The organism is Paenibacillus sp. CFBP 13594, assembly GCF_014842675.1.
GTDB classification, from domain to species: domain Bacteria; phylum Bacillota; class Bacilli; order Paenibacillales; family Paenibacillaceae; genus Paenibacillus; species Paenibacillus amylolyticus_B.
Genome location: NZ_JACYVQ010000009.1, coordinates 206,757 through 232,496 on the forward strand (window position 1 = coordinate 206,757; position 25,740 = coordinate 232,496).

Genomic DNA, 25,740 nt, shown 5'->3' on the forward strand with positions numbered 1-25,740 from the left:
GTATAGTATGTACATTCACAGCAGTCAGGAGAAGATCAGATGAAACTCACGAATCTTTTATATAGGCTCATTGATGCCCGGCGTGTCGACAACAATGCTGAACAAGTGTCCTTTCCATCCCGTCCACATCATATGCTGCTTGTTGTGATCAAAGGGAGCTTAACCGTCAAAGTCGAAGACAAAATCATCTCCCTATGCGCTCCTCAAGTCCTTTCCGTCCCTCCTTCTCACACCTGTAACGCAACTACCGAGGTACAGCATGACTTTGAATGTGTCACCTTAACCTACAATGTCTACAACGAAGAACTGGATGGCAAGATGCAGCGAGTTATTGATCCACATCTTGAATTCATTCCCGCTGTTGTTCCCTCAGCTCCCGTGCTCGCCATTCAAATCCATGAAGGTGGGCAGAAGGAAGATCCATGGGCTGGAATGGCACGTCAGATCCTCTTTCAGGAACTGTGTCTTGTCCTATTGAAGCAGAAGAAGCAGAAATTCCAGGAAGATACAGCTATTGAAGCGGTAAAGCAGAGCCAAAAATATATCAATACACATTATCAGGATAACTTCACACGCGAAAAACTGGCTGAATTGGCTGGACTGAGTGTCAACCGTTATTCCAGATTGTTCAAAAAAATGATTGGACAAGGCCCCATTGAATATTTGAACGCCGTACGCATCCGGGAAGCCGGTGATCTGCTATTGGCTTCGGACAACACGATCAAACAAACAGCCCGCCAGGTCGGGTATGAAGATGAATTCTATTTTAGCCGAAAATTTAAAGCAACCACTGGATTGTCTCCCATGGTTTATATTAAAAAGCATCGCTCCGTAACACGTATCGCTTCACTTGCCCATCCCTATACGGGGCATCTGCTTGCCCTTGGTATTGAGCCTTATGCGGCACTGATTAACCCGGTCCATAGGACATCATATGAATTCAAAAATGTGATTCAAGTGGGCAAAGATCAGCCTGATCTGGAACTATTAATGAACGCACACCCGGAACTGATCATTGGGTATGAAGGAACCGATTATGAAGAGCCCAAAAAAGCCGAATTATTTCGGCATATCGCCTCCACTTGCACCATATCTTTTGCAGAAGATTGGCGTAAACAGTTGTACTCCATTGCACAATCCGTTGGCAAAATAACAGCTGGTGAAGAATGGCTGGAACGTTATGATCTATCGGTCAAACAAAAAATATCCGGAATACAACGTGCCATGGATGACCGCCCTGTGGCTGTGGCGCAATACGAAGATGGACAGTTCCGGGTCTACGGCAACCGTAATCTGGGGACGGTTCTCTATGATGATTTGCAGTTATCCGTACCTCAAGCCCTACGCCACGTATCCCATTCCCGTTTAATGTCACTGGAACAGCTGGTTCAGTCGGATATTGAACACTTCATTCTGTTTACAAGTGGTCACGCAGAAGAGCGTACGCACACTGTAGCGTCGCTTATGCAAAATTCAATCTGGCAGCAATGGGGGGCGGTCCGTATGAATCAAGTCTATGAATTGGGCGATTCCTCCCCCTACTCCTGTTATACTTCCTTGGCTCATAATCTGTTTCTGAATCGGGTTAGTCAATTGTTCCTGAGCCAAACGTCCATGCATTAAACAGGAATATCCATGGATTACGATTTGGAATGGACCTATAATTATTTTGATAATGATAATCAAAATCAATTAAAGGGTGTGTACAACGTGTCTTTACCTAATAGCCAACGCTTCTCTACCTTTTTCAAATCAGGACGATTCCTTATAACCGTTCTTGTTCTATGCAGCATACTTGCAGGCTGTGGGACTTCCCAGAACAGCGGGAACTCCGCTTCACCCGAATCTAATGGGGCAAAGCCATCAACCGCTGAACAGGGAAGTGAGAATACACGCACCATTTCTACGATCAAAGGGGATATCGAAATTCCTGCTGAACCACAAAAAATTGCGGGTATGCTCTACGTCTTTGCTGACCAATTACTCGCTCTCGGCATTGAACCGACAGCCATGGTAACGTATAACGATCTCGGATTCCCTGAATACCTGGCAGATCAGATGAAAGATACCACTGCCGTAGGTTCCGGCGAGTCTCCCAATTTTGAAGCATTGCTCCAGGCTGAGCCGGATCTCATTCTGGCCTCCAAAACGTTAAATGAAGCAAACTATGAGCAACTCTCCAAAATTGCCCCAACGATCCTTTTTGATAATGAAGAAAAAGGAGACTGGGAGCGATTCATGGAAACGGCAACCGTTCTTGGCAAAGAAAAAGAAGCCCAAGCGGTCAAAGACGCCTATGATGCCAAAGTCACCCAAACCCATGATGAGCTTGCCGTAAAAGCCAAAGACGAAACGGTGGCCTACATGCGCGTACAGGATAAACAGCTCCAGTTGATTAAACCTGATGATAACTTCACTCTGTTTGGTGCTCTGGGATTAACCCCTGCTTCAGTAGACAGTGTAGATTTCGAGGGATCATGGAATGTGGCAATTTCCGAGGAAATTCTGCCTGAGCTGAACCCGGATCGACTGTTTATTATTCTTCGTCCAGGAGAAGAAAACAAGGTTGTGCTTAATAACATCATGGATACTTCCATCTGGTCCAATCTGAATGCAGTCCAGAACGATCATGTATATATCGGTGATGCCAACCTGTGGTTTGCAGGATACGGTCCCATCGGTCTGAGCAAAATTATTGATGAGATCGCTGCTTCCTTCGAGTTATAGAGGGACATGATGAAACCTAAAACAAGTCTTAGGCAGACCGTGATCGAACGACGGACGATTCAGGAATTTAATGGCCTACCCATTCCCTTGGAAACGATTCATGAGATTCTGGAGGCAGCGATATGGGCACCTTTTCATTCCAAAAAGGAACCTTGGCGCTTCATTCTGTTTATGAATGATGGCAGAGAAACATTCGCGAGTGCTGTCTTGAGTACACGCAATCCTGAATTTATAACAAAGTACGGACAACAAATCAGAGCGGCCTATTGTGCACAGACACCTGTGCATCTGGTTGTGGTTATGACAGCCAACCTGCCCTCTAAAGCGTGGGAAGAGGCTTTTGCTGCAACCTCGGCACTGATCCAGAACATACAGTTGCTCGCCTGGGAACAACAGATCGGCGTCGTATGGAAGACAAGTCCTTTCAACGAAAGTCCGCTATTCTGTGAAGCCATTGGTGTGACATCAGAGGAAAAAATAGTAGGCACACTTCACATGGGGTATTTTAACGCTGAAGATCAGCCTATGCCCAAGCCTCGCACACCTCTCTCTCAACTGTTGCATCTCATTGATCACTAAATGGACTAAAGCACATTGATCGAGACCATAAAAAAGAAGGGGATGTCCTATAAGTCATGAATATGACAGAGGACATCCCTTGTTCGTGTTATTTTGTTTTAATGAACCTGAGACAAGCTAGTCGCTCCCATTTGCCCAGATCTGAGAACTAACGAATCACAGAGACGTTATTTCGTCGATTCGCTCGATTTTTTAGGTTTTGACAACGTTTTTTGACGAAATAGCGTTACTGAGATTCTTTAAATCTTGCAAGCGTTGATGATCCGTCTTTTAAGGTGCGGTAGGTTCGTTAGCGCTTGGAGCGAGGCGGAATCCCTTTTGAGACAGTCCCTTACTCCACCTTGAATCTTGCAGCCGATTCGGCCAGCCTTTGCGTCAATTGATCGATTGTATCGACCATGTTCGCCAACTGCTGCACCGTGGAAGACTGCTCCATCATGGTTGCTGTTACCTCTTCAACTGAAGCGGATACCTGCTCTCCTGAAGCTGACAAGCTATGTGCTGACTCCAGTACGTCATCCTTATTCTGTAACATCTCCTGCATCTGTCCTGCCATCGTGGCGATCTGTTGATTAATGACCATTACTTTCTCCAGAATCACATCAAACGCCTGACGAGTCTGCAAAACAAGCTCATCCTGTCTGGACGAGATGGTGTGAATTTCCGCCACACTATGGTTGTTCTCCGCGACATCGGCCAGATTCTGCTCGATAATGCTGGAGATTTCCTTGGACTGGCGGGAACTCTGCTCTGCCAGATTGCGGATCTCCTCGGCCACAACCGCAAATCCTCGGCCATGCTCCCCAGCCCGTGATGCTTCAATTGAAGCATTCAATGCAAGCAGATTGGTCTGCTTCGCAATCTGGCTGATGGCTTCCGTGATCTGACTAATACTGCCCGAACTCGTTTGAAGTTTGACGGTAATCTCCGAGATTTTCTCCACTTCCCGCTCGTTGACCTCATTAATACGCATCAATTCATTGACGACTTCATTCCCGTTGTGGAATACAGATTCGATCTCATCCGCTCTTGCCTTCACATCCTGTGCACTGCTGTTCATGGCAGCCACTTTATCGCCAAAGCTGTTGAATTTGCCTGCAATCTGCTCGGTATCTTCCGATTGGGCCTCCATGGCTTTGGCAATCCCCATGGACGTCGCCGATGTCTCATCAATGGACCTTGCCGTCTGCCTGGACGTTTCCTCCAGCTCCTGGGTGCTGGCTTGAAGAACATGGATCGAACTATTCATATCGGTGATCAGGTTTCTGTTCTGCTCCACCATGCCATTGAAGCTTTCCGCCAGATCCTTGAATTCACTGTTATATCTACCATTGGCCTTGACGGTCAGATTCCCTTGAGCAAGCTGTTGGAACAGCCCGATCAGACGAACGATAGGTCTCGTAATACTACGAGAGATCAATAATCCTACGCCAATAGCCAGAGCAATTCCGATCAATGTCACGATAACCATCTGGCGTTGCATATCCTCTAATGGACGTTTGATATCATCATAATCGTCAATAATGACCACGGAGAGATCTGCGTCAGGAATCTGATTAACACGGTAGTAGATATCATCTCGATCCATCGAAGTGATTTTCATTTTATCGGTGGCTCTGGCCTCCATAAGTTCCATGGCTTCCTTGTCTTCTGCAAGTGTTTGTCCCACAACCGTAGGGTCCAGTGAGTCGAACATGATGATGCCACTCCGACTCAGCACTTCAACTCTGCCTTGGCCATTAATTTTAATGTCTCCCAGTTGCCCCAGGAAAAAGCTGCTGTCCACCGACATGGCGAACACACCCAGTATATTCCCCTGTTCATCGGTGATGGGCTCCGAGAATACAATAATGAGCTTCTTGCCAGTCTTAGAGACGACCGCGTCACTGATGAAGGATTTCCCCTGTATGGACTCCTTAAAATATTCCCGATCTCCCCGTGACTGCCCAATGACTTCCGGCATGGTTCCCGCAACCATGGTTCCTTCCTTGTCAAACACAAACAGATCCGGCTTGGTGCCTCCCGTGTCAGTTATACTGTCGGTGAGAATCGTATTCGCTCTGTTGAAATATGGATTCTCATCTGTGAAAAAGGTCTCATCTGTCATTTCATTGGTATCACGTAACTTCAAGAGTTCTTTAAAAGTACTATGTACGGATATCGCATGACTCATCTGCTGTTGAAGCTGCATCGCTGTCCAAAGCCCTTCCCCAAGGCGGTCAGCCATCACATTAATCTCATCCTTGCTTTTCTTGACCACAACATCAGATGAAATCATATAACTTGTGGTTGTTGCACCAAGCAGAACCAACACAACCAATACACTGATCATGAAAGGCAGCTTGATTTTAAGCGACATATTTTTGAGCTTATACCCTATACCTTTTCTTTTCCCCATTTCCTTCTCCCCACTTCCCTGAACCATCTGCATCTGAACGATGTACATACATTATCGGAAAAATCCATAGTAAAATTGATCAATTAGGGAGATATTGCCACTGTTTTTCTTTTTTTTAAAATTCTGATAGCAACATAAAAATGGCCTGTCAGATCGACTATCCATCTTGGAATGGATGTTGCCGTTATCTAACAGACCGTTTTAAGTTTTTTATGATTCAATACCGTTTACTTGCGCAATCTCCGGGAACTCAATGCGTGGTGGCCATTCTGCAAGAATGTACTGCGCGTATTCTTCATCTGTTCGATTCGTCGCTCAGCCAGACGATCTGCGGCAACATAGGTAGCGATGCCCTCGGTACGTGAGCTTTCGAATATTTTCTCCAGAGTGGAATAGATCTCTCCGATCTTGGTCCACGCCCGATCCGCGTTGTAACCGTTCAACTCATCCGCAATGTTAATTACGCCACCTGCATTGATAACATAGTCAGGCGCATATACAATGCCCATATCATACAGCTGATCCCCATGACGGGTCTCCAGCAGCTGATTATTGGCACAGCCCGCTACAACCTTCGCCTTGAGCGTTTTGAGTGTATCATCATTAATCGTGCCGCCCAGTGCACATGGTGCATAGATATCGCAATCCACACTCGTGATGTCTGCGGGATCAACTGCTGCCGCTCCGAAGCGGTCCACAGCCTGTTTCACCGAGTCCTTATGGATATCCGTAACGATCAGATGTGCACCTTCCTCATACAGATATTTGCACAGATGCATCGCCACATTGCCGACACCTTGGACCGCTATCGTTTTACCCTCCAGCAGATCGGTACCAAATGCCTCTTTGGCTGCTGCCTTGATCCCACGATATACACCCCAAGCCGTTGCAGGTGATGGATTACCGGATGAACCATAGCTCGCCGAGATGCCTGTCACATAGTCCGTTTCCTGATAGATCAGGTTCATGTCCTCTTCCGTTGTTCCCACATCTTCGGCTGTGATATAACGTCCGTTCAATCCTTGAATATATCGTCCAAACGCCCGAAACATTGCTTCGTTTTTGTCGCGCCTTGGATCTCCGATAATAACGGTTTTGCCACCGCCCAGATTCAGGCCAGATACCGCATTTTTATATGTCATACCACGGGCAAGGCGCAGGGCATCTTCAATGGCGGCTTCTTCTGAAGCGTAAGTCCACATCCGCGTGCCTCCCAGCGCAGGGCCGAGTGTTGTGTCGTGTATGGCGATAATTGCTTTTAACCCTGAATTTCGATCCTGGCACAGAACCAGTTCCTCATAATCGTGATGCTCCATTGCTTCAAACCAACTCATGTGCTAACCGTCTCCTCCAACCATTTTTGCGATCCAATCGCATTGTTCTCTATTCATTGACCATCCTCTATTGTACCCATGAATACCCAGTTTGTGCAAAATCACATCGCAATGTCAGAGAAGCATCGATCGATGTTTCTCATATGGCGAGAGCAAAGCGGTCGAATTTCAGATTATAATTTTATCGTCTATCAATAGAAAAGCCTCTCTCCCTTACAGGAGAAAGGTACACTTCCCTCAACAGCATCAACTTAATCGCCCCAAGTAGGCCACTTGATCGTTCATATTTAAGAGAGCGTCTCAACCACATTAATTGGATGCAAATCGCCATCCACAGCAAATGAAGCCTGTCCTGTCTCCTCAGAGACAACCAGTACAACCGCATCCGTCAATTCACTGAGTCCCAATGCAGCCCGATGACGAGTGCCTATTTTTCGTTCATGCACTTCCGCTTGCGACAACGGCAGCACATTACCAGCGGATACAATCTGATTGCCACGAATCAACACGGCCCCGTCATGCAATGGTGCACCGGGAATGAACAGCGATTCAAGCAGCGCATGGGTAACTCTGGCATCCACTGCCACCCCTGAGTGGATGATCGACTCCAACGGAATCTCCCGTTCAATCACAATTAGTGCCCCATATCTCCGGTCAGATAGATGCTGTACGCTCGATGTTAATTCGGCAAACTTCTCGGTAAAGGGTGACAGATAACAATCCAGATAAAACGACGAGGCGAGCACCTCGATCTGCTTGATCTCCGCTCGAATCTCTGCAAATTGCCCCAGCAGACAGGCACTGTCATTGTCAAACCGGGATAACGTCAGATTCATACGTTCTGCTACACGATGGAGATCCGCTTTGAGCTTGTGTCTCATCGTGGAACTGTCACAGTCTGCTTGCCGATTCATCATACGTCGCCTCCTCCTTTAATTCTTTTAATGCCTCGCACACATCCTGAATACCCATACCTTCCCCTCAGGAGCAAGTATATATACCATGACAGTGCGGTATGAGCTAATCATGGTCATGACTGCAACTTTGTATAATAAGCAAAAAAAAAACCTGTCCGCGAACAAACTTCCACGGTCAGGCCCTATTCGGCATGATGATATGATATCTATTTCACTTATTGTGCTTTTCCGTATGAACCTGCCTTAAATGTGGTCGGGTCATACCATTTGTACCCTGCCGCAGGTGCAGCCCATGGCTCAAGTTGCGGCTCGGTAGACGCAGCCGGAGCTTCGATCGGAAGCAGGCTTGTTGCCGTGTCCAATGTCAGTCCTGGCACTTGTGCCAGACTAGTGTAACTCTCTTTGACCGCGAGCCATTTCACAGTATTTACAAGGAACGTTGCATCATCCACTTCTTTGAATCCATCGTAGGTCTTCTTGGTAGCACCGGTCTCTTCACGCAAATATTTCGGAGTCGCGTCTTCCACAGGTGAAGAGTCGCCGATAAACGCGGCTTTGCCCGCACCAACCTTTGCAATGGCGGCATAGGCTCCTTCAGCTCGTCCACCACCATTATATACGCCCTGATCCACGGCATTGCCCCACTTGGACACACCACTTGGTACATACACCAAACCTTTGGCCTTGTTAGGGTCTATAATCGCAACAGTCGATCCCGCATGCATGGCTACAGAATTAACACCAGCCGTAATGCCGAAGGATTGTGCAGGTGCAACGATATCCGATGCATTTACATCTCCAAGAGCATTGTAACGGAAACGGACACCAAAGTTCGTCGCGAGCCAGTCTGAACTCGTCACACTCTGCATCGCTGGTGATTCGGCTTCAGCCGAAGACATGCCTTTGGCTGGATTCAGGAAGGCACCGCGGCGATAACCGTTGAATACTTCGGAAGAATCCCAGCGGTTTTTGTTGCGGTCTGCATTATAGTGGTCGGAGATGAAGAAAATGCTCCCTCCGTTCTGCACATACTGCACCAGCGCAGCCTGCTCTGTCGCTTTGAACGGCACGTTGGCTTCACCAATGACAAAGACGTGGTAATCTTTCAATTTATTGTAGGTGATGGCTTGCTCACCGAATGTATACGGGATGCTGCGTTCCAGCTGATCCACGGCAAAGCCTGCGTTTCGCAAACCATTGGCAAAATCCGAAAATGCCCCGTCAATAATCCAGTCGGCAGCACCTGCTGTCTGGGCGTGGGTATTATCGAACAATACTTTCTTGCCGGTACCGTCCGGCAGTGTTGTGCCCGGGTTCGGTTCTGGATCAGGATTGGTTGTTCCAGAGGAAAGTGTGATGGACGTTGGGTTTTTGACTCCTGCATAGCTGTTGTAGGCACCGAGGGTTCCGGTTACGATGATCTTTTTGCCTACAAGACTCGGATTGGAAGCCAGTCCATATTGCGAACGGAAAGATGCGGGAACTTGTACATCCAATAATCTGGCGTTAGTTCGCTCTGACGCTGAGTCCGCAATCAGAACATTAAAATCATTGGCATACGGAGATGTAAACTTCGCGGTAAGTGACCCGGTAGCATGTCCAACAATGATTCCTTCAACCGTCGCTGTTCCTCCACCGCTCTGGGCAGCGATGGCCTGAGATACCGTAAGTGGTGCTGCAGCTTGTACCGGACTCTGCGAACCCGGCCCCAACAGTGCAGTTGCCATCATGATAAAGACCAGGAATGCCCCGATCCAATGCTGCCATAACGCCTTCTTCATATTCCCTTTCTCCTCCTCCGAATTACCTGATAATGGGTTATCCTCCTTTATTTTAATTGTTCATATGATGAATTCCTCTTTCTTTTTGTAAAATTGTTGAAAAAGTTTTGAGATGGCATCCAATTGCCCATACTGACTATCATTAGAATCCCATTTTCCGAAGGAGTAAAACGATGATGAAATTGGTATTTTTGGTGCTCTTGTTAGTTATCCCGCTAATTATGGTTTATCTTGCTCTTCGTTCCCGAATGGTTACGCGGCTATTCCACATCCTTGCATTGCTCTGCTTCTATAGTGCGGCAACCGTCATCGCTGGTGATGTGTATGCAACGAATGCTCATATGACCACGTTCACCACCGAGATTCATCAATTCCTAATGAATGGCTGGTTCCTGTATCCGTCTGCATATCTCGGTGTGTACATTCCCTATGTGATGTGGAGGAGCCTATTTTCAGAAAAAAGTTAACTTCGTTACGGACTTGATATTGCATTTTGCCAGCGTTCATTGCATAATGAATATATAACGTGATAATGATTATCATTCTTGAACTTGTCTCCATGTAACTTTCTACTGCATATGATTTTACGATTTTATAGATAAAGGGGAACGAACATCGAATGAATACAACTCTGCAAAAGGCTGATCTGCAGCTTGACGATTATTTGGATCTTCTGAACCTGGCAACCAACCTGGGTGATACGAGATGGCAAAAGGAAATCATCCGTAAGCTGGCGTATACTTATCCCGCAGTTCAATGTAAACAACCACAATAGCATGCCTTATACTTACATAGCTCATAACCCATTCTTTACATGAATCGGTTATTGGGCTATTTTTGTTTTACAATATAATTGATCTAAACATTTACACGAGAAACGGAGAGGACAGAAATAACCTGAAGAAGCGGAGCTAAAAGCTTTCTGAAAGAAAGCTGCTTCGGAAGCATACACCTCACCTTTATCCCCGGATTTTCCCCTTTGAAAAAGGGAATCGAAAAAATCTGGGGGTAACAGCGATTGGAGGGTTGTTCTGTCATCGGAGTGGCAAGTGTAATATTCTCTAGTCAATTGATATAGGAGTGAACAACGATGCAACTGGAGACGGAGAGACTGATCATCCGGGATATTCGGGAGACCGATTGGGAGAGGATTCATGCCTATACTTCCATGCCGGAAGTCACACAACATACCGCATGGGGGCCGAATACGGAAGAAGATACGCGAGAGTACGTGCAGTTTGTGTTGGACATGCAGCAAACACAACCACGAGAAGGTTATGAGCTGGCGATATGTTTGAAAAGTGATGGAACTCTCCTCGGCGGAGTAGGTATTCACGTGATGGAGAAAACCAATGCAGAGATCGGTTACGTCCTCAATCCCGCCTATCAAGGAAAAGGGTATGCCGCCGAAGCATCCAGTGCTCTACTAGGCTTCGGTTTCAACGAACTCGGCATCCACCGGATTTATGCCAAATGTCGTCCGCATAACACTGCTTCGGAGAACGTCATGAAGAAAATCGGTATGCAGCGTGAGGGGCTGTTGCGAGAGCACTGGTTCTACAAAGGTTCCTTTCATGACTCTGTCATCTATTCGATTCTCTCCGGTGAATATGCACATGAACAATTTCAAACAAACACAAAAAGCTGACTCCCATATATGGGACGTCAGCTTTTCTTTTTACTCCGTAACGACCCCAATCGCCAATGGAGGTGAAGCCTTGAAGCCTCATTTGGAATCCAAATCGAATTTGTTCCTTGGGAATGCAACCGTTGTGCTTCCCTCAACTCGGAACACCGGAACGATCTACCTTACAACCGGCACAGCTCTACCGGGCAGCTTGGGAATGTCGGACATCCACACATACAGCGCAGGGCTGCCAGGTCACGAATCATCAGTTTGCCGTCCATCATATCCAGCGTACCTTGTTCCTTCCATGCCCCCAGCATCCGCGTTACACTCTCCCGGGTCGCTCCAATCATCTCGGCAAGATCGGTATGGTTCAGCTTCATGTCCAGCACAATACCATCCGGTGTAACCCTGCCATACGAATTGCTGGCACGAATCAGTGTCGAAGCCAGTGCACCCGCCTTGCCATAGAGCAGCAGATCACGGAATCTCGACTGGGTGATCCGCTGCGACAATGCCATCCATTGCAAGAATTTCAAGGCAAGGTCGCCATGTTTACTGAGTATATTTTCCAGATCGCCAAGCGAGATAATAGCCAGTTCCCCTTTTTCCGCCATCTCTGCACTATAGCTATGATTCAATCCACCGATACCGCCGAATTCACCGATGAGATCGCCGCTTTGCTGAATGGATAAAATAATTTCTTTGCCATCCTCCGTCGACTTGGTCATTTTTACTCGTCCCGAACGAATGTAGTACAGATATCCGGCTTCATCGCCTTCGAGAAAGAGACTATACCCCGACTTCACCCGTTTGGGTTGCATTCTTGCTTCAATCAGGTCCCATTGCTCAGGTGTAACGAACGAAAGGATTCCGCCTGTTTCTCGTGTCATTTTGCCCGCCTCCGTTTGTTTCTGCTCTGTTCTCTGGGTTGTTCTTTCCACAAATACTGTACCCATAACCTTCGTCCCCCTCGGTGATTCCTTATGTATACATCATATCGCGAAAGTAGCCTCAGGGTTATCGGGGGATTACCTGATCATTGACAAGAAACTCCCTGAATTTGCTGTGAGAAAAGTCACATTTCACCGATATGCCTCATCCATCGCATTTCTTCAATCCCTTGGTGCACCTGATTCAGGAGTCCTCCACTGCCCAAGTTCAGTAGATTACGGAGCGGAAATAGGGGTTTTCCCTGAATTACAATGTATAAGAAAGGGTCTACAATAGAATTAACATCGAAATACCCTTACTTTAAGATGATCCTAAAAGGTTAAAGATAATGATTACACCGTTACGTACGTTATAATCTGAAAAAGGAAGTGTCCTCTCATGCATGATGAACTGCCATCTGGCATTCAGGAGATGATCGACGGCCTGCGCCTGAACACATCCAGCGACTTCTGTGGACTTGCCTGTCTGAACGGGACGATGCTACGCTGGAAGGTTACCTCTGGGGCTAGTAATGAACGGGTGAGACGCATGGAAATGCGCCCCGGACAAGATCTGGTGGGCACAGCCCTTCGGACTGGACGCACAGCTCGATCTGATGCCCAATCCACCGGGGAGCATACGCCTGGTCGTTGCCCGTTAATGCTTGCTGAGCGGCTGGTAAGTGCCATAGCGGTACCTGTGTTCCAGGAAGGAAGTGTGCCTGGCGCCGTGCTGCTCGTTGGCAGCAGACTGCCCTGCACCTTCTCACCGGACATGATCCGGCAGACGGAGCAAGTTGCTCTACATCTTCAGCCGAAGGTATTTGGATAAAAGTATGAACTAGAGCGTGAGAGAAGCTATTCGGAGATTAAAGCTCTGAATGGCTTCTTTTTTTGTTATGATATAGAAAGAACTAAGGAAGCGGACAGGGGGAAATCATGTGATTCAACTATTAGTTGTAGACGACCATGTTGTCGTGCGTTCCGGGCTGATCGCTTTACTTGAAGGAAAGAATGATATACATATCGTTGGGGATGCCGCAGATGGTGATGAAGCCATTGCCAAAGCTCAAGAGTTAAAACCGGATGTGGTCTTGATGGATTTTAGCATGCCGCCAGGCAAAGACGGTCTGACCGTTACCGCTGAATTGAAGAAATTGATGCCAGATGTCTCCATTCTGATACTGACCATGCATGACGATGAAGAATATCTGTTCCGCGCCATCCACGCGGGAGCATCCGGATATATACTCAAAAGTGCGCCGCATGAAGAATTGCTTGCCGCAATTCGTTCCGTAGCAGAGGGTAGCGCCTATCTGTACCCCAGTGCGACCAAGCGGCTGATGAGTGAATATCTGGACAAAGCCAAACAGGAAAACGCTGGACCGTATGACACGTTATCCGAGCGGGAGAAAGAGATTTTGTCCTGGATTGCCAAAGGTTACGCCAACAAGGAAATCGCCGAACATCTGATCATCAGTGTCAAAACGGTCGAATCCCACAAAAGCAATCTGATGGAGAAGCTTGGCCTGCGCACACGACCGGAACTGGTGAAATTCGCCATGAAAAAGGGGTTGCTGAACTTTGAGTAGTGCACGCAAGAACAGACTAAGTGGACTCGCAGACCAGCCCGTACGCCTTCTGCTGAACGAAATCGATAATCACATTACGGATAATGAATTTCGCAGCAGGTTGAAGGGTTCCCTGCATCAACTGAGTGACCTGAAATTTGCCTTGGATGAATCCTCCATTGTAGCCCTGACAGACCGCAAGGGTAAAATCCAGTATGTGAATGATAAATTCTGTGAAATCTCGCAGTATGAGCGCGAGGAACTGATCGGTAAGGATCATCGAATCATTAATTCCGGATACCATGGCAAAACCTTTATGAAAAACCTGTGGGACACGATATCCTCAGGTAAGGTATGGAACGGAGAAATTCTCAATCGTGCCAGAGATGGCAGTCATTATTGGGTCAACACCACCATCGTGCCTTTCCTTGATAACGACGGCGAGCCATATCAATACCTGGCTGTACGTAGTGAAGTCACCAAGTTAAAATCCGTCGAAGCCGAATTGCAAAAGATGATGTCCCAAGTGATGAACATTCAGGAAGAGGAACGTCGCCGGATCTCGCGTGAACTGCATGACGGGATTGGACAGAGTCTCTTCTCTCTGGTGATTCAGATGGACCGACTGCTGGCAGACCAGCCTCACCCCGGAGTTGAAGCCCTTCGTAAGCAGGTCACGGGTATTATGGAAGATGTACGCGGTATGGCATGGGAACTGAGACCATCCGTTCTGGATGACCTGGGTGTTGTTCCGGCGATTCGTACGTATATCGAGAATTACACCCGTCACTACGGTATCGAAGTTGATCTGGAATGTAATTTGCACAAACGACTGGAGATGAACCGGGAGATAGCCATCTACCGGATTATTCAGGAAGCCTTAACCAATGTCGCGAAGTATGCCGATGTTGCCGAGGCACGTGTTACTATAGAAGACGCTGAGAACATGACGATGGTTATTATTGAAGACCAGGGTGCCGGATTCAGCGAAGCAACTGCTGGGAATGGCGTTGGATTGTTCAGTATGGAAGAGCGTGCCCGTGGTGCAGGAGGAACGTTAAGAGTATCTTCCGAGCCTGGCGAAGGGACCACCGTTACCCTTTTATTGCCCAAGACAGCCCAAGCATAAGCGGACATGCTTCGTATCACACTTTGCGCTTCACTTCAGCTTATCTATTATTTAACGGCTGCTCGCTATTGGACTGTGCGAGTGGTCTTTTTATTTTCCGATTGGTCGAAATGACAAAATGAAGGCTCAAAATCGGTTAAATTCAATAATCATGATAAATAGATTGACTCCAGTTACGATTCGTCATTAAACTATGAATGCCACATACACATTGTATATTCAGTAAAATTTCATTGTTCATTTCATATAGCGAAAGAAAAGGATGGTCAACATGTCAGAGAAACGCTCCTCCAAAGGGGGAGAAATTCCGCAAATGTACAATCTGGACGAGATGGATCGTAAAATTATTGCCGTACTTCACAAAAACAGCCGGATATCCTATACGGATCTGGGCACACAGATCGGGTTGTCGCGTGTAGCCGTTCAGGCACGCATTAATGCGTTATCCGAAAAAGGAATCATCGAACGCTTCACCGTTGTAATCAACCCTGGCAAGGTTGGGCTTCAGGTCTCGGCCTTTTTCAATGTCGATGTCGAACCGCCCTTCCTGGATGAAGTCGCTGAGAAACTGGATGAAGAGCCAGCCGTCACCAGCCTTTATCATATGACAGGCCCGAGTACCCTGCACATGCACGGTATTTTTGCGGATATGGAAGAGATGGAGCAGTTCTTGCTGGAGAAGCTCTATAAGATGCCGGGTATCGTCAAAGTGGAATCACAGCTATTGTTGAAACGTTATAAAAGCCGGATGGGCATGAGACTCTAGGAGGAAATCAGCATGGGTTGGAAAGATTACAACGGTCTCGTCATCGGAATGGTACGGACCGGAATTCTCGGATATGGCGGTGGCCCTTCGGTTATTCCGTTAATCCGTTACGAAGCCGTTACGCGTTACAAATGGGTCAGTGATGAGGAGTTCGGCGAGATTTTGGCTATCGCCAACGCCCTGCCGGGTCCCATCGCGACCAAGATGGCCGCATATCTCGGTTATAAAACCAAAGGTGTTCTGGGCGCCATTGTGTCTGTGCTCGCTCACATTTTACCGACAAGTATTGCCATCATTGCTCTGCTCGGTTCCATGTACGCGCTACGCGAGTCGAAAGTGGTAGCAGGCATGGTAGCGGCCGTAAGGCCCGTCATTTTTGTCATGCTGGGCATGATGGCTTATGAATTTGCCATGAAAGCCTGGAAGGGACTCGGTAAAGTTTTTGCCGCCCTATTCGGCGTAATTGCCTTTGTACTATTACAGCTGCTGGATATCCATCCGGGGATTGTGATCGCGGTTTTCCTTGGATATGGTGTCTTCCATCTGGAGCTAGTCCAGCGCTTCAAGTCCAAAGGCAAGTCCGATAAGGGGGTGTCCTAAGGATGCTCCAGACCTGGTGGGAATTATTTTGGGGATTTTTCGTAGCAAACATCTTGGGATATGGGGGCGGTCCGGCTTCGATTCCGCTCATGCAGGAAGAGATTGTGAACCATTACCAATGGATGACCACAGAGCAATTCGGGGATGTATTGGCGATTGGTAACGCCCTTCCCGGGCCGATTGCAACCAAAATTGCTGCATTTGTCGGGTATCACGTGGCAGGCTGGTTCGGGGCATTTATCGCAAGTTTTGCCACAATCGTCCCTTCCGCAACCGCACTAATTATATTACTTCGTCTATTGAACAAACATCGCACATCACCGAAAGTCAAAGGCATGACCCTACTCGTGCAGCCTGTTATCGCTGTACTTATGATTCTGCTTACATGGGAATTCGGGCAGCTATCCACTGATTCCATCGGCATCTGGCAGACGTTAATCATTGCAGGCATCTCGCTCTGGGTCATGACCAAGACCAAGCTGCACCCAGCCATTCTGATCGTGATCGCTTTTGCCTATGGTGCGCTGGTACTGTCTCACACGATGTAGTTATAGAACCTACAGGGAACGATCCCTGAATATGACGTTTCAGATTCGTTAGCGCTTGAAGACATGCTCTAGTTTATAGACCAAAAAACGGTGATACCAGCTATTAGCTGGCATCACCGTTTTTTATTTGCGCGTTTCACGCTCACATTAAGAAAAGCAATTACTTCGCTTCAACCACTACCGTTACTTTGGTTTTCACACCTGCAAATGTCACCGTAATTGTTGCTTTACCTTTGCCGTTCGCCTGAATGATTCCATCTTTCACCGATGCTGTTGCAATACGGGAAGATTTCCAGAGAGCCGGTTTGGATACATTAGCTTCACTGCCATCAGCATACGTTGCAGTAGCCGCCACAGTTACCTTTTCACCAGGTTTCATGGTCAACGTCACTTTATCCGTCTGCAAATATTTCAGTGTATCCACATCTAGAGCAATCGTTACAGACTTGCTACCGTATTTGGCTGTGATTTTGGCTTTACCTGAACCTGTAGCTTTGACTTTACCTTTGGTCACTTGAGCTACTTTGTAGCTGTTCGTTTTCCATTCAGCTTTGTCCGTAACATCACGCTCGCTACCGTCGCTCAAGAAGGCAGTTACCGTCAGATCAGCTGTATCGCCTGATTTCAGGGAAAGGACCGGCTCGGAAGCTTCAATACGTGAGATGACATCCACTTCAACTTGGATCGTCACTTTTTTGGAACCATATTCTGCTGTGATGTTGGCTTTACCACTGCTGTTACCTGTGATCACGCCTTTTTTCACATCCGCTACACGTGAGTTGCTGGATTTCCAGGTTGCTTCGGATGTTACATCCAACGTGTTGCCGTCCTCATCCGTACCTGTTAGAAGGATCGTCTGAGTTTCTTTGGCAGACAGAACAACGAAGTTCACATCTGCTTCCAGTCCACTAGCCATACCTACTTCAACAGGCAGAGTCAGTGTTTTGCCTTCAATCTTCGCGGTAATGGTTACTTTACCTGTAGCAACACCTGTGATAACCCCTTTGCTATCTACCTCAGCGATTTTGTCGCTGCTGCTGCTCCAAGTTGCATCTTCAGATACATCTTTGGATGTTTCACCATACAACGCCAGTACTTTGGCAGAAGTCGTTCCACCAACGGCTACCGATGCTTTTTTCTTGTCCATCTCATACTTGTCTGCTACGTCTACATTCACTGTGAATTTAACCGTTTTACCGCCATAAGCTACAGTGATCGTAGCCGTACCGGATTTGTATGCAATCAGATCACCGTTTGATACATATACAACATCTGGATTGCTTGAAGTCCATGTTGCTTTGGAAGTTACATTTTCTGTACTGGCATCAATATATTCGGCATTGGCTACCAATGTCTTGGACTTGTTATCACCTGTAACACTCATGGCGAGTTTGTCATTTACATCTTTGATATCCAGATATCTTGCCGTATCTACATCTACAGCAATTTCTACAGTTTTTCCACTATAGGTTGCTTTGATCGTTGTTGAACCTGCACTAATCGCTGTGATCTGTCCCTTGAACACCGTTGCAACCTTCTCGTTGCTGGATGTCCATGTTGCCTGATCCGTTACATTCACATCGCTGCTGTTTGGATACGAAGCCGTTACAACGACATTAGCCGTTTTGGTTGTCTCGCTCAAACGGAAGAAAATACTTTGTTTCTCCACACTCAGCTTGCTGGTCAGATCCACATCCACGTCAACGGATACGGATTTTGTACCGTATTTGGCTGTAATCTTGGCAGAACCTGCCGAGTATCCTGTAATTTCACCTTTAAGAACGTCTGCGACCTTCTCATTGCTGGACGTCCATTCCGCCAGATCGGTTACATCTTTGGTTGTGCCATCTGGATACGTAGCTGTCACTTTCACACTTTCACTTTTGTTCAACAACAGGTTAACCTGTTGTTTATCTACATCTACACGTTTAACCACTTCAACGTTAACATCCACAGTCACGCTCTGGCTGCCAACTTTCGCAGTAATAACTGCCGTACCCGCGCTTTGTCCAGTTACTTTACCATTCACAACGGTAGCAACCTTCTCATCACTGGTAGACCATTCTGCCGTACTTGCTGCTGCATTATTTGTTTCATTGTCACTATAGGTTGCTGTCAAAATAATTTCTTTTGTATCTCCCGTGCGCAAATCCAGACTTTGCACGTTTTTCGAAAGGGCTTTGACCTTCTTTGTCACTTTCACTTGAACGGTCTGACTCTGACCCTGGTAAGCTGCGGTAATCGTCGCTTTACCTTCCTTTTTGGCCGTGATTGCACCATTATATACAGTTGCTATCGAAGTGTCTTCGCTACTCCAGGTTGTACTAATCGTTACATTAGCCGAGGTATTATCTGAATATACCCCTGTCACCGTAACAGACCCAGAATCACCAACTTCGAGCGACATCTCATTCTTGGAAACCACAATTTTGGACAGTTCTTTGTCTGCCGCAGCGGCCAAGCCTACGTTGGAAATACTCAGCATCAACACCAGCATCATCACCATGTACTTGGTCAATCTTGGCTTTAACATCATTTCCCCCCGATTATCATCATTTTTTTCCTTATGTTTTATGTCGGCAAGTCCTTTCCAGATGTTTAGACTTTCAGGAAATTTTCAGGGATTCTATGGAAATTAATTTATCTTCTATTCCTGTTTCAACCGATCATACCTGCGAATATTGCGCATACCTATGTATATTGACTGTCTTGAACTTCTTTTAACAGGATTGGAGGAAACATAATGCGTCAGCCTTTTGATTACATCGGGTATTGGGAGGAAACATATCGTTCGGGTGAAACTTCCGGGAGGGGTTCATACGGGGTTTTGGCTGAATTCAAGGCCGAGGTCGTGAATGGACTGATTCAACGTGAAGGGATTCATCGTGTCATTGAGTTTGGATGTGGGGATGGCAACCAGTTGCAATACATGAATTATGAGGACTACCTGGGCGTGGATGTAGCGGCTTCTTCAGTAAAGCGTTGTGCTTCCCAATTTGCCAAGGATTCTTCCAAGAGTTTCATGCTGTATACACCAGGACTATGGATTAACCGAGGTTTCCTGCAAGCCGATCTGACGGTCTGTCTGGATGTGTTATATCACATCACGGATGAAACGGATTTTCGTAATACCCTCTATGATATTCTGCACTCCTCAACAGCATGGGTGGTGCTTTACACCCGTTTGAAAGAAAACGGCAACCCGGGGATTGATACAATCCAGGACCGTAATCTGTTCGAATATCTCTTCGACTACCCTGATTTCAAAGTTCATGAGATTATTCCGCAGCGCTATCCAGATCAATCTTCTGCCGACTTTGTCATCCTGAGACGTACGCCTTCGAAGTGAAAAGTGATTCTTTTCATAAAGTTATCATAAGCCTGTCCGCTGATATGATTGGTCTATTCCTAGATCAAGCTTAAGTATACGCCGCCTCCAATAGAGGGAATATCGTTCCTCCTATTGGATACAGCCTCAGGCGGACAGGTGATGATCGTTTGTATCGTTCTTATTTCCTCTTTAAAATAACCCCGCATGTCCACGCAGCTTCGCCAGCGCTTCCATATAGAAATAATCGCCGTATATAATCGGCACATTCAACCCTCGTCCTTCCGGGTAATGTACCGTCCCCTGCATGATCAGACCTTCTTCCGCTGCCGAGTCGCCGGAGCTATAGTGCTCATGCAACCCGCGGACGATGCGCTCTCCCGCGACGGCATAGGTTTCCCCGCGTGGCGACAGCTTCGCCAGCTCAAGCAACCCGCTCGCGGCAATCGCCGCAGCGGACGAGTCCCACGCCACCTGATGCTCCGCAGGTGCGCGGAAATCCCACATCGGCACGATCTCTTCGCCAAGCATGGCGAGGAAGAAATCGGCCGCACGCTCCGCTGTCTCCAGATATCGGGCTTCGCCCGTATACCGGAAAGACAGCGCAAACCCGTGCAACGCCCAGGCGGTGCCCCGCGCCCAGGCGGAACCTGGAGCATGGCCCTGTCCGCCATGCTCTCGCAGCTTCTGCCCCGTGTGTGGATCAAACTCCACCACGTGGCAGATGGACCCGTCAGCGCGGATGAATTCGCGCGCCACGGTGTCCGCATGAGCTTCCGCCAGCCAGCGGAAGCGAGGGTCGCCGCTCTGCTCGGATGCCCAGTAGAGCAGCGGAAGGTTCATCATGCTGTCAATGATGGCTACGCCGCGCGTATCCATTGCTGACGAGCTGAAGTTCCAGGCGCGGATGAACTCACCGCGCACGTGGAACCGGGCAGCGAGCAGATTGGCGGCAAGCATGCCACGCCGCCGTCCATCCATGCTGCCCGTCTGGCGGTAGTTGGCTACGCCACTAAGCAGCCAGATGAACCCCAGATCGTGATCCACTGATTCAGGATCACGCAGACACCCCTCCAGTTGCCGCTCACAGCTTTCGGCAATGCGATGTAACGGAGCGACCGCTTCACTTTCCGGCGTATCCCCATAGACTAGCCATAACAATCCAGGCCAGAAACCTGCTGTCCACCATTCCGGATCATTCCGGTCATACGTCCCCTGCGGAGCAATGTGTGGAAAAGTATCCTTGATCCGCTTTGCATTCCGAATTGTCTTGGCAGCTCCCTGTTGCCACGCTTCCTCGAGCCATTTTACCGACGTTGATGTGTTCATGAACATATCCCTCCTCGATTCAATACCGGACACCGTTCTTGATGCTCCAGCTCATCCTCAACTTATCTATAGCGTCGTACGCCGTAACTACTATATCTATCCGTTAAATATCACTAATCATCCACGAATAACACTTTTAACTATGATTCGAGATGTTTCGAGATCTAATGATCCTCGACCTGAACACCTTCATGTGCAACCTCGCCCAATCGGATCGTAAATGACAGACTACGTGCTCCGTTCACTTCAATCCGCGCTTCCTTCAGCAACCCATTACGTGAAGCCACAGCCTGTTCCTCCAGATGAATAATGGCTTCCTGATCCAGCGCTGTAGATTCTACATATGCTCCTCGATACTCCGTTCGTACGCTATGATCCGCATGGGTAATTACCGCCTGTTCACGACCATCATGGAACATCAATGGAATGAGTGCACCCGCCGCCGCAATCTCACCTTCGAATTCATACGTTATAGTCAGCACATCCGCCTGTTGCACATAATGGGTACGCAATGTTTCAATTCCGGGTAATGGACCGACCCATGTCACGGCAAAAGCATTCTCCAAGGCATTTACGCCATCTTCTGACGCTCTTTCCGCCAGGTGCTGTTCCACTTGATTCCGGGTATCATGGTCCACCTTCTCATACACTATTGACCCTCCTCCCTGAGCAGGGTCTAATCCAATGTCACGATCATATGCACCACCGGATGAAATCCCCTCTGCAAGACTGTGCCATACCCCATCTGGTGTCTTCCAGGCAGGACAGTAGCTGAGCGGACGGACCTCCCCTTCGGCAAATTCCGTAAACCCGGCCTGCACATGGCTGGCAGCGGACGGACCAATCAGACCAGGTAACCCCATCTGCTGAATCCGTACCAAACCAGGAATCGTATACGGATCATTCATCGCCGTGTGTAATACCAGTTGCTGACCAGGTATGGAAGCAATCACAGTTTCAAACCACCCATCGGTCTGCAAAACCCTGCTGCCTAACTCGGAAGGAAGGTACACTTCGCCCACATCGTCTCCCGGATCACTGAGACAAGCTTGGGCCAGCGCTGCTGCCGTCCACAGGTTGTAACAGGTATGGTTGGTATAGATTTCATACCCGTGCCGATCTTCTGGAGCGTATTCATTGCGCACGATTTTCAAACGTCCATTATCCATCTTCCAGCGCTCAACAGCAGCAAAACACCGATTGGCCGCACGTGCAAAAGCACCCGCCATCACCGGATCTCCCGCCTGCAAAGCTAGTGTTGCATGTGTGGAGCATACATAAGCCGCAGCCGCTTCATTCCATTGGTGCTGAGAGCTGCGACCACGCGGTGGAATCTCACCTAGCGGAGATAGCGTCAGCAGCGAGCTGAACGCACCATGGCGAAGATGCTCACGTAACGTATCGGCAGTGGCTCCCCCGTAACCTGCTTCAAGCATCACCCCAAGGTGATAACGGGTGGCAATATCATAGGAAAATGGACAATTCGGTCGATCCAGCGGTCCATCCTGATATAATCCAAGTGCCGTAAATCGAGGTACATGATAGGCTTCCAGATAACGATCCATCCACCTTGTATCCTCACTCGCCAGCTGTTCACGCCACCGCAGGTATTCGCCAGAGATCATAATCGCGTTCCAGTTGATCATGCGATTGGGATTGTTCATCTTGCTCATCGTAAATACATAATCTTGTTCAGGATCGATTGTCTTGAGCGCCTCAGCCCAAATCTTCGCTTGTTCCGGCAGATATGACTTCAACAACATGTAAGCTCTCATCATGAGCACTGGATAAAAATCAGGGTGATTGTCAGGTACGCTACCTTTGACCACGGCATCCATGCTCTGTGAGAGGGCTGCCGCTGCGGAATCCAGCAGATCTGTACGTCCCGCATCAACCAGAACTGCCGCAGCCATCGCATAGGCCGGTGTAGAATAATATCTCTCCACACCCGAGAACGGGTCGATAATTGCACCCTGGCTGTCCTGATATGGCGTGTAAGCGCGAACAACACTCTCAACAAGTGCCAACTTGCGCTCCCTATTCCAGCCGTCTGCCGGAGGAGGGCCCGCTTGCTCTGCCAATGAACGGTAACGTTCGAGTTCGTCTTTCCATGGATATGTGGACGCAGATGTATATTTACTCACGTATGCTCACCTCGGTTTCTCCCATTTTTCGGTTCAATGCTGAAGTGTACCTCACATACCGTTTCAATCAGATCAGAACTTTCTATCCGAACATCAGTCTCATTAATCACACCTGTCCATGATAGTGACGTTCGATAGAATTTGACTGGTACATTATCATGATCAACTGTGTCTATTGCCTCCGTAAGGACTTGCCACTGGTTCGCATCATACGTCATATGGACCGTTCCATGTACGCCTTGCCAGCGAAGATTACCGCTCTTCACCACTTCAGGCTGTACTCTACTCATCCATCGTTCAACAACACTTGAAAACTCTGCATGTGAATCTGAATTATCCACCGAAGATGATCGATCAGCCGAAGACACCATCCTGTTCTTCCATTGAAAACGGTCAATGAGACGCAATTCCGCTCCATTCCCGCTACCGTCAGAAGCCATCTTCCAATGAAATTGGCGCGTATAACGAGCCAGTGAAGCAGCTCCAGAGTAAGCGGATGTCAGATCCAATGTTGTATTCAGCTCACCGCCACCCTCTGCCAGCTTCCCCTCTAACACATGGGCTTGCGCTTGCCGACCGGAGCATTGCTCCTGACCTTCAATGAGCGGAACGTTATGCCCGGATGATGAGATGTGTAACAACTGCTCTCTGCCTGGCGCAAAATACGCTTGGGTATACAACCCTGCTCCTGGATCACACAGAATATTCTCACCACCGCAATGGATAATGAACTGCCCCAGATCATTATGGTTGTGAGGTTCATCGTTATGTCCGCCTTTAACGGAAATAGCCACCTGAAGAGGTCCGCCATTTGTACGTTTTGTATCTGGAGAATCAAGCGAGCCTTTTGCAATCATCCAGCCCAGATTTTGAAAAATAAATCCCCGCTCAAACTGCCCAGAGGCACCTTCACCACCATACACTGCCGGATCGCTCCACATCACGTTCCGCAACAGATGAGCCCAGCGATGACATGGATCATCAGTAAACAGTGGAATATGAAGCGGCAAGTCCACCTGCAACCCAACACGGGATGCAAGCAGGGAAAGCAATCCGGAAGGGATCTCTTCCTGCTCGGCACTGTCCGAATAATTCACGAATGTGCCACCCGACAGATGAACTCGTAGCGGGAAGGCTGCGATAGCTGTTATTTTGGAACCCGTCAGCAGATTTAGTTCGCCCTCACTATATTCACGAAGCATCTCGGCATAATAGGTGAAATAACCAAAGCCATATACCCAATATCCAATGCCTTCGGCACAGCCGCCATCCTCGCCATATCCGCTCAAGAATGCGTTCATACAGCTGACCGTATGGGAGATCGATTCCTGTAGTGTGAACTCATCCTCGAGCAGTAACAATGCAGCCATGCCACAGCAGCCACCACAGACCGCCGACCAGTTGTGATCCGCTGTCTGCCAGTGGAACTTCCGTTGCTCCCGGTATAGCGGGATGAAGATTCGCCGCTCTGCCTCAGACCTGATTCGCTCTATGACAAGGCGATCCAGCCGCTCGGCGTGAATGGTCACCATCTCGGCCAGCATATGTACTGTCTCTGCGGCGAACAGATCGATGTTCCCATTCACTTGGTTGACCCCCCCCGTACCTAGATGCGCGGGCAAACACCACGTATACTCACCACACACGTCCCACAACATTTCTTCCAGCGCCTGCAGTGCATCCGGCCTAGCTGTGTCTAATGCGAGCATCGCCACAGCAGCAAGTCTGCCCCTTCGATCGAAATAAGCCTCTTCATAGGCTTTTCGCTCACCCATATCACTGAACTGTCGATATATACGGAACGACAAGGAAGGCATGGGTTCTTTCAAGGCACGTTCAGCGTAAGCCTTCAAGTCTGTGTATAACGAAGCCAAATCAGGCCGGGATAACTTCTCCAAGAGTCTGTCGGCACTTAAGGAACTCAATGTTCTGCTCTCGTTTCCACGTTGAATTATATTTTCATTTTCGACTTCGTGAATGGAATCTTCCACTGGATTCACCACTCTTCGTTAATGGATTGTCATACTCAC

Annotated in this window: 22 protein-coding genes; 13 read left to right on the forward strand and 9 right to left on the reverse strand. The window is 48.1% G+C overall.

Annotated features, from left to right (window positions below; translation table 11 throughout):
* Positions 1-39 precede the first annotated feature (39 nt).
* The 3 genes from IFU39_RS25470 to IFU39_RS25480 are packed head-to-tail and all read left to right on the forward strand — an operon-like array spanning position 40 to position 3,306.
* Positions 40-1,623, forward strand: a complete 1,584-nt coding sequence (locus IFU39_RS25470) for an AraC family transcriptional regulator (protein WP_192135624.1) — start codon at positions 40-42, stop codon at positions 1,621-1,623.
* A 12-nt stretch (positions 1,624-1,635) separates the two neighbouring features.
* Complete coding sequence (locus IFU39_RS25475) at positions 1,636-2,727, forward strand: ABC transporter substrate-binding protein (protein WP_206759595.1); 1,092 nt, start codon at positions 1,636-1,638, stop codon at positions 2,725-2,727.
* A 9-nt stretch (positions 2,728-2,736) separates the two neighbouring features.
* Complete coding sequence (locus tag IFU39_RS25480) at positions 2,737-3,306, forward strand: nitroreductase family protein (protein ID WP_192135678.1); 570 nt, start codon at positions 2,737-2,739, stop codon at positions 3,304-3,306.
* A 331-nt stretch (positions 3,307-3,637) separates the two neighbouring features.
* Here the strand turns inward: IFU39_RS25480 and IFU39_RS25485 are convergent, their stop codons facing one another.
* The 4 genes from IFU39_RS25485 to IFU39_RS25500 form a co-directional block, all read right to left on the reverse strand.
* Entirely contained in the window at positions 3,638-5,665 is a 2,028-nt protein-coding gene (locus tag IFU39_RS25485) for a methyl-accepting chemotaxis protein (RefSeq protein ID WP_244661115.1), read from the reverse strand.
* Between the two features lie 266 nt (positions 5,666-5,931).
* The gene (locus IFU39_RS25490) at positions 5,932-7,038 is read right to left on the reverse strand and encodes a Glu/Leu/Phe/Val family dehydrogenase (protein WP_091020001.1); all 1,107 of its coding nucleotides are present in this window, start codon (positions 7,036-7,038) and stop codon (positions 5,932-5,934) included.
* Positions 7,039-7,325: 287 nt separating this feature from the next.
* The gene (gene cdaS / locus IFU39_RS25495) at positions 7,326-7,955 is read right to left on the reverse strand and encodes a sporulation-specific diadenylate cyclase CdaS (protein WP_192135629.1); all 630 of its coding nucleotides are present in this window, start codon (positions 7,953-7,955) and stop codon (positions 7,326-7,328) included.
* Between the two features lie 215 nt (positions 7,956-8,170).
* Positions 8,171-9,685 carry a DUF6359 domain-containing protein gene (locus tag IFU39_RS25500; protein WP_244661123.1) on the reverse strand — a complete coding sequence of 505 codons (1,515 nt, stop codon included), beginning with the start codon at positions 9,683-9,685 and terminating at the stop codon, positions 8,171-8,173.
* Positions 9,686-9,912: 227 nt separating this feature from the next.
* Between IFU39_RS25500 and IFU39_RS25505 the strand changes: the two genes are divergently transcribed.
* The 3 genes from IFU39_RS25505 to IFU39_RS25515 all read left to right on the forward strand — a co-directional run bounded on the left by IFU39_RS25505 (position 9,913) and on the right by IFU39_RS25515 (position 11,384).
* Positions 9,913-10,203: a hypothetical protein gene (locus tag IFU39_RS25505; protein ID WP_143786580.1), complete on the forward strand. Its 291-nt coding sequence runs from the start codon at positions 9,913-9,915 to the stop codon at positions 10,201-10,203.
* A 152-nt stretch (positions 10,204-10,355) separates the two neighbouring features.
* The gene (locus IFU39_RS25510) at positions 10,356-10,511 is read left to right on the forward strand and encodes a hypothetical protein (protein ID WP_017691064.1); all 156 of its coding nucleotides are present in this window, start codon (positions 10,356-10,358) and stop codon (positions 10,509-10,511) included.
* Positions 10,512-10,826: 315 nt separating this feature from the next.
* A complete protein-coding gene (locus IFU39_RS25515) occupies positions 10,827-11,384 on the forward strand; it encodes a GNAT family N-acetyltransferase (protein WP_091019996.1) in 558 nt (185 codons plus the stop codon).
* A 161-nt stretch (positions 11,385-11,545) separates the two neighbouring features.
* Here the strand turns inward: IFU39_RS25515 and IFU39_RS25520 are convergent, their stop codons facing one another.
* Positions 11,546-12,322: a Crp/Fnr family transcriptional regulator gene (locus tag IFU39_RS25520; RefSeq protein WP_244661116.1), complete on the reverse strand. Its 777-nt coding sequence runs from the start codon at positions 12,320-12,322 to the stop codon at positions 11,546-11,548.
* Positions 12,323-12,695: 373 nt separating this feature from the next.
* On the opposite strand from IFU39_RS25520, the gene IFU39_RS25525 reads away from it, so the two are divergent.
* From IFU39_RS25525 to IFU39_RS25550, 6 genes are all read left to right on the forward strand, one after another.
* Complete coding sequence (locus IFU39_RS25525) at positions 12,696-13,127, forward strand: GAF domain-containing protein (protein ID WP_091019986.1); 432 nt, start codon at positions 12,696-12,698, stop codon at positions 13,125-13,127.
* A gap of 109 nt (positions 13,128-13,236) precedes the next feature.
* Positions 13,237-13,887: a response regulator gene (locus IFU39_RS25530; RefSeq protein ID WP_192135630.1), complete on the forward strand. Its 651-nt coding sequence runs from the start codon at positions 13,237-13,239 to the stop codon at positions 13,885-13,887.
* The gene (locus tag IFU39_RS25535) at positions 13,880-14,995 is read left to right on the forward strand and encodes a PAS domain-containing sensor histidine kinase (protein WP_192135631.1); all 1,116 of its coding nucleotides are present in this window, start codon (positions 13,880-13,882) and stop codon (positions 14,993-14,995) included. The genes IFU39_RS25530 and IFU39_RS25535 overlap by 8 nt, the downstream gene beginning before the upstream one ends.
* A 271-nt stretch (positions 14,996-15,266) precedes the next feature.
* Positions 15,267-15,761, forward strand: a complete 495-nt coding sequence (locus IFU39_RS25540; protein ID WP_192135632.1) for an Lrp/AsnC family transcriptional regulator — start codon at positions 15,267-15,269, stop codon at positions 15,759-15,761.
* A gap of 12 nt (positions 15,762-15,773) precedes the next feature.
* Positions 15,774-16,361 carry a chromate transporter gene (locus IFU39_RS25545; protein ID WP_074093159.1) on the forward strand — a complete coding sequence of 196 codons (588 nt, stop codon included), beginning with the start codon at positions 15,774-15,776 and terminating at the stop codon, positions 16,359-16,361.
* A 2-nt stretch (positions 16,362-16,363) separates the two neighbouring features.
* Complete coding sequence (locus tag IFU39_RS25550; protein ID WP_017691072.1) at positions 16,364-16,909, forward strand: chromate transporter; 546 nt, start codon at positions 16,364-16,366, stop codon at positions 16,907-16,909.
* A 160-nt stretch (positions 16,910-17,069) separates the two neighbouring features.
* Here the strand turns inward: IFU39_RS25550 and IFU39_RS25555 are convergent, their stop codons facing one another.
* Positions 17,070-19,442, reverse strand: coding sequence for an Ig-like domain-containing protein (locus IFU39_RS25555; RefSeq protein ID WP_192135634.1), 2,373 nt, complete (start codon positions 19,440-19,442; stop codon positions 17,070-17,072).
* Positions 19,443-19,652: 210 nt separating this feature from the next.
* Between IFU39_RS25555 and IFU39_RS25560 the strand changes: the two genes are divergently transcribed.
* Positions 19,653-20,258, forward strand: a complete 606-nt coding sequence (locus IFU39_RS25560; protein WP_091019980.1) for a methyltransferase domain-containing protein — start codon at positions 19,653-19,655, stop codon at positions 20,256-20,258.
* A 171-nt stretch (positions 20,259-20,429) separates the two neighbouring features.
* On the opposite strand, the gene IFU39_RS25565 is transcribed toward IFU39_RS25560, so the two are convergent.
* From IFU39_RS25565 to IFU39_RS33455, 3 genes are all read right to left on the reverse strand, one after another.
* A complete protein-coding gene (locus tag IFU39_RS25565) occupies positions 20,430-21,566 on the reverse strand; it encodes a glycoside hydrolase family 88 protein (protein WP_192135635.1) in 1,137 nt (378 codons plus the stop codon).
* A gap of 164 nt (positions 21,567-21,730) precedes the next feature.
* A complete protein-coding gene (locus tag IFU39_RS25570; RefSeq protein WP_192135637.1) occupies positions 21,731-23,710 on the reverse strand; it encodes a glycosyl hydrolase in 1,980 nt (659 codons plus the stop codon).
* Complete coding sequence (locus IFU39_RS33455; RefSeq protein ID WP_192135639.1) at positions 23,707-25,710, reverse strand: heparinase II/III domain-containing protein; 2,004 nt, start codon at positions 25,708-25,710, stop codon at positions 23,707-23,709. Before IFU39_RS33455 ends, IFU39_RS25570 begins: the two co-directional genes overlap by 4 nt.
* Positions 25,711-25,740 lie beyond the last annotated feature (30 nt).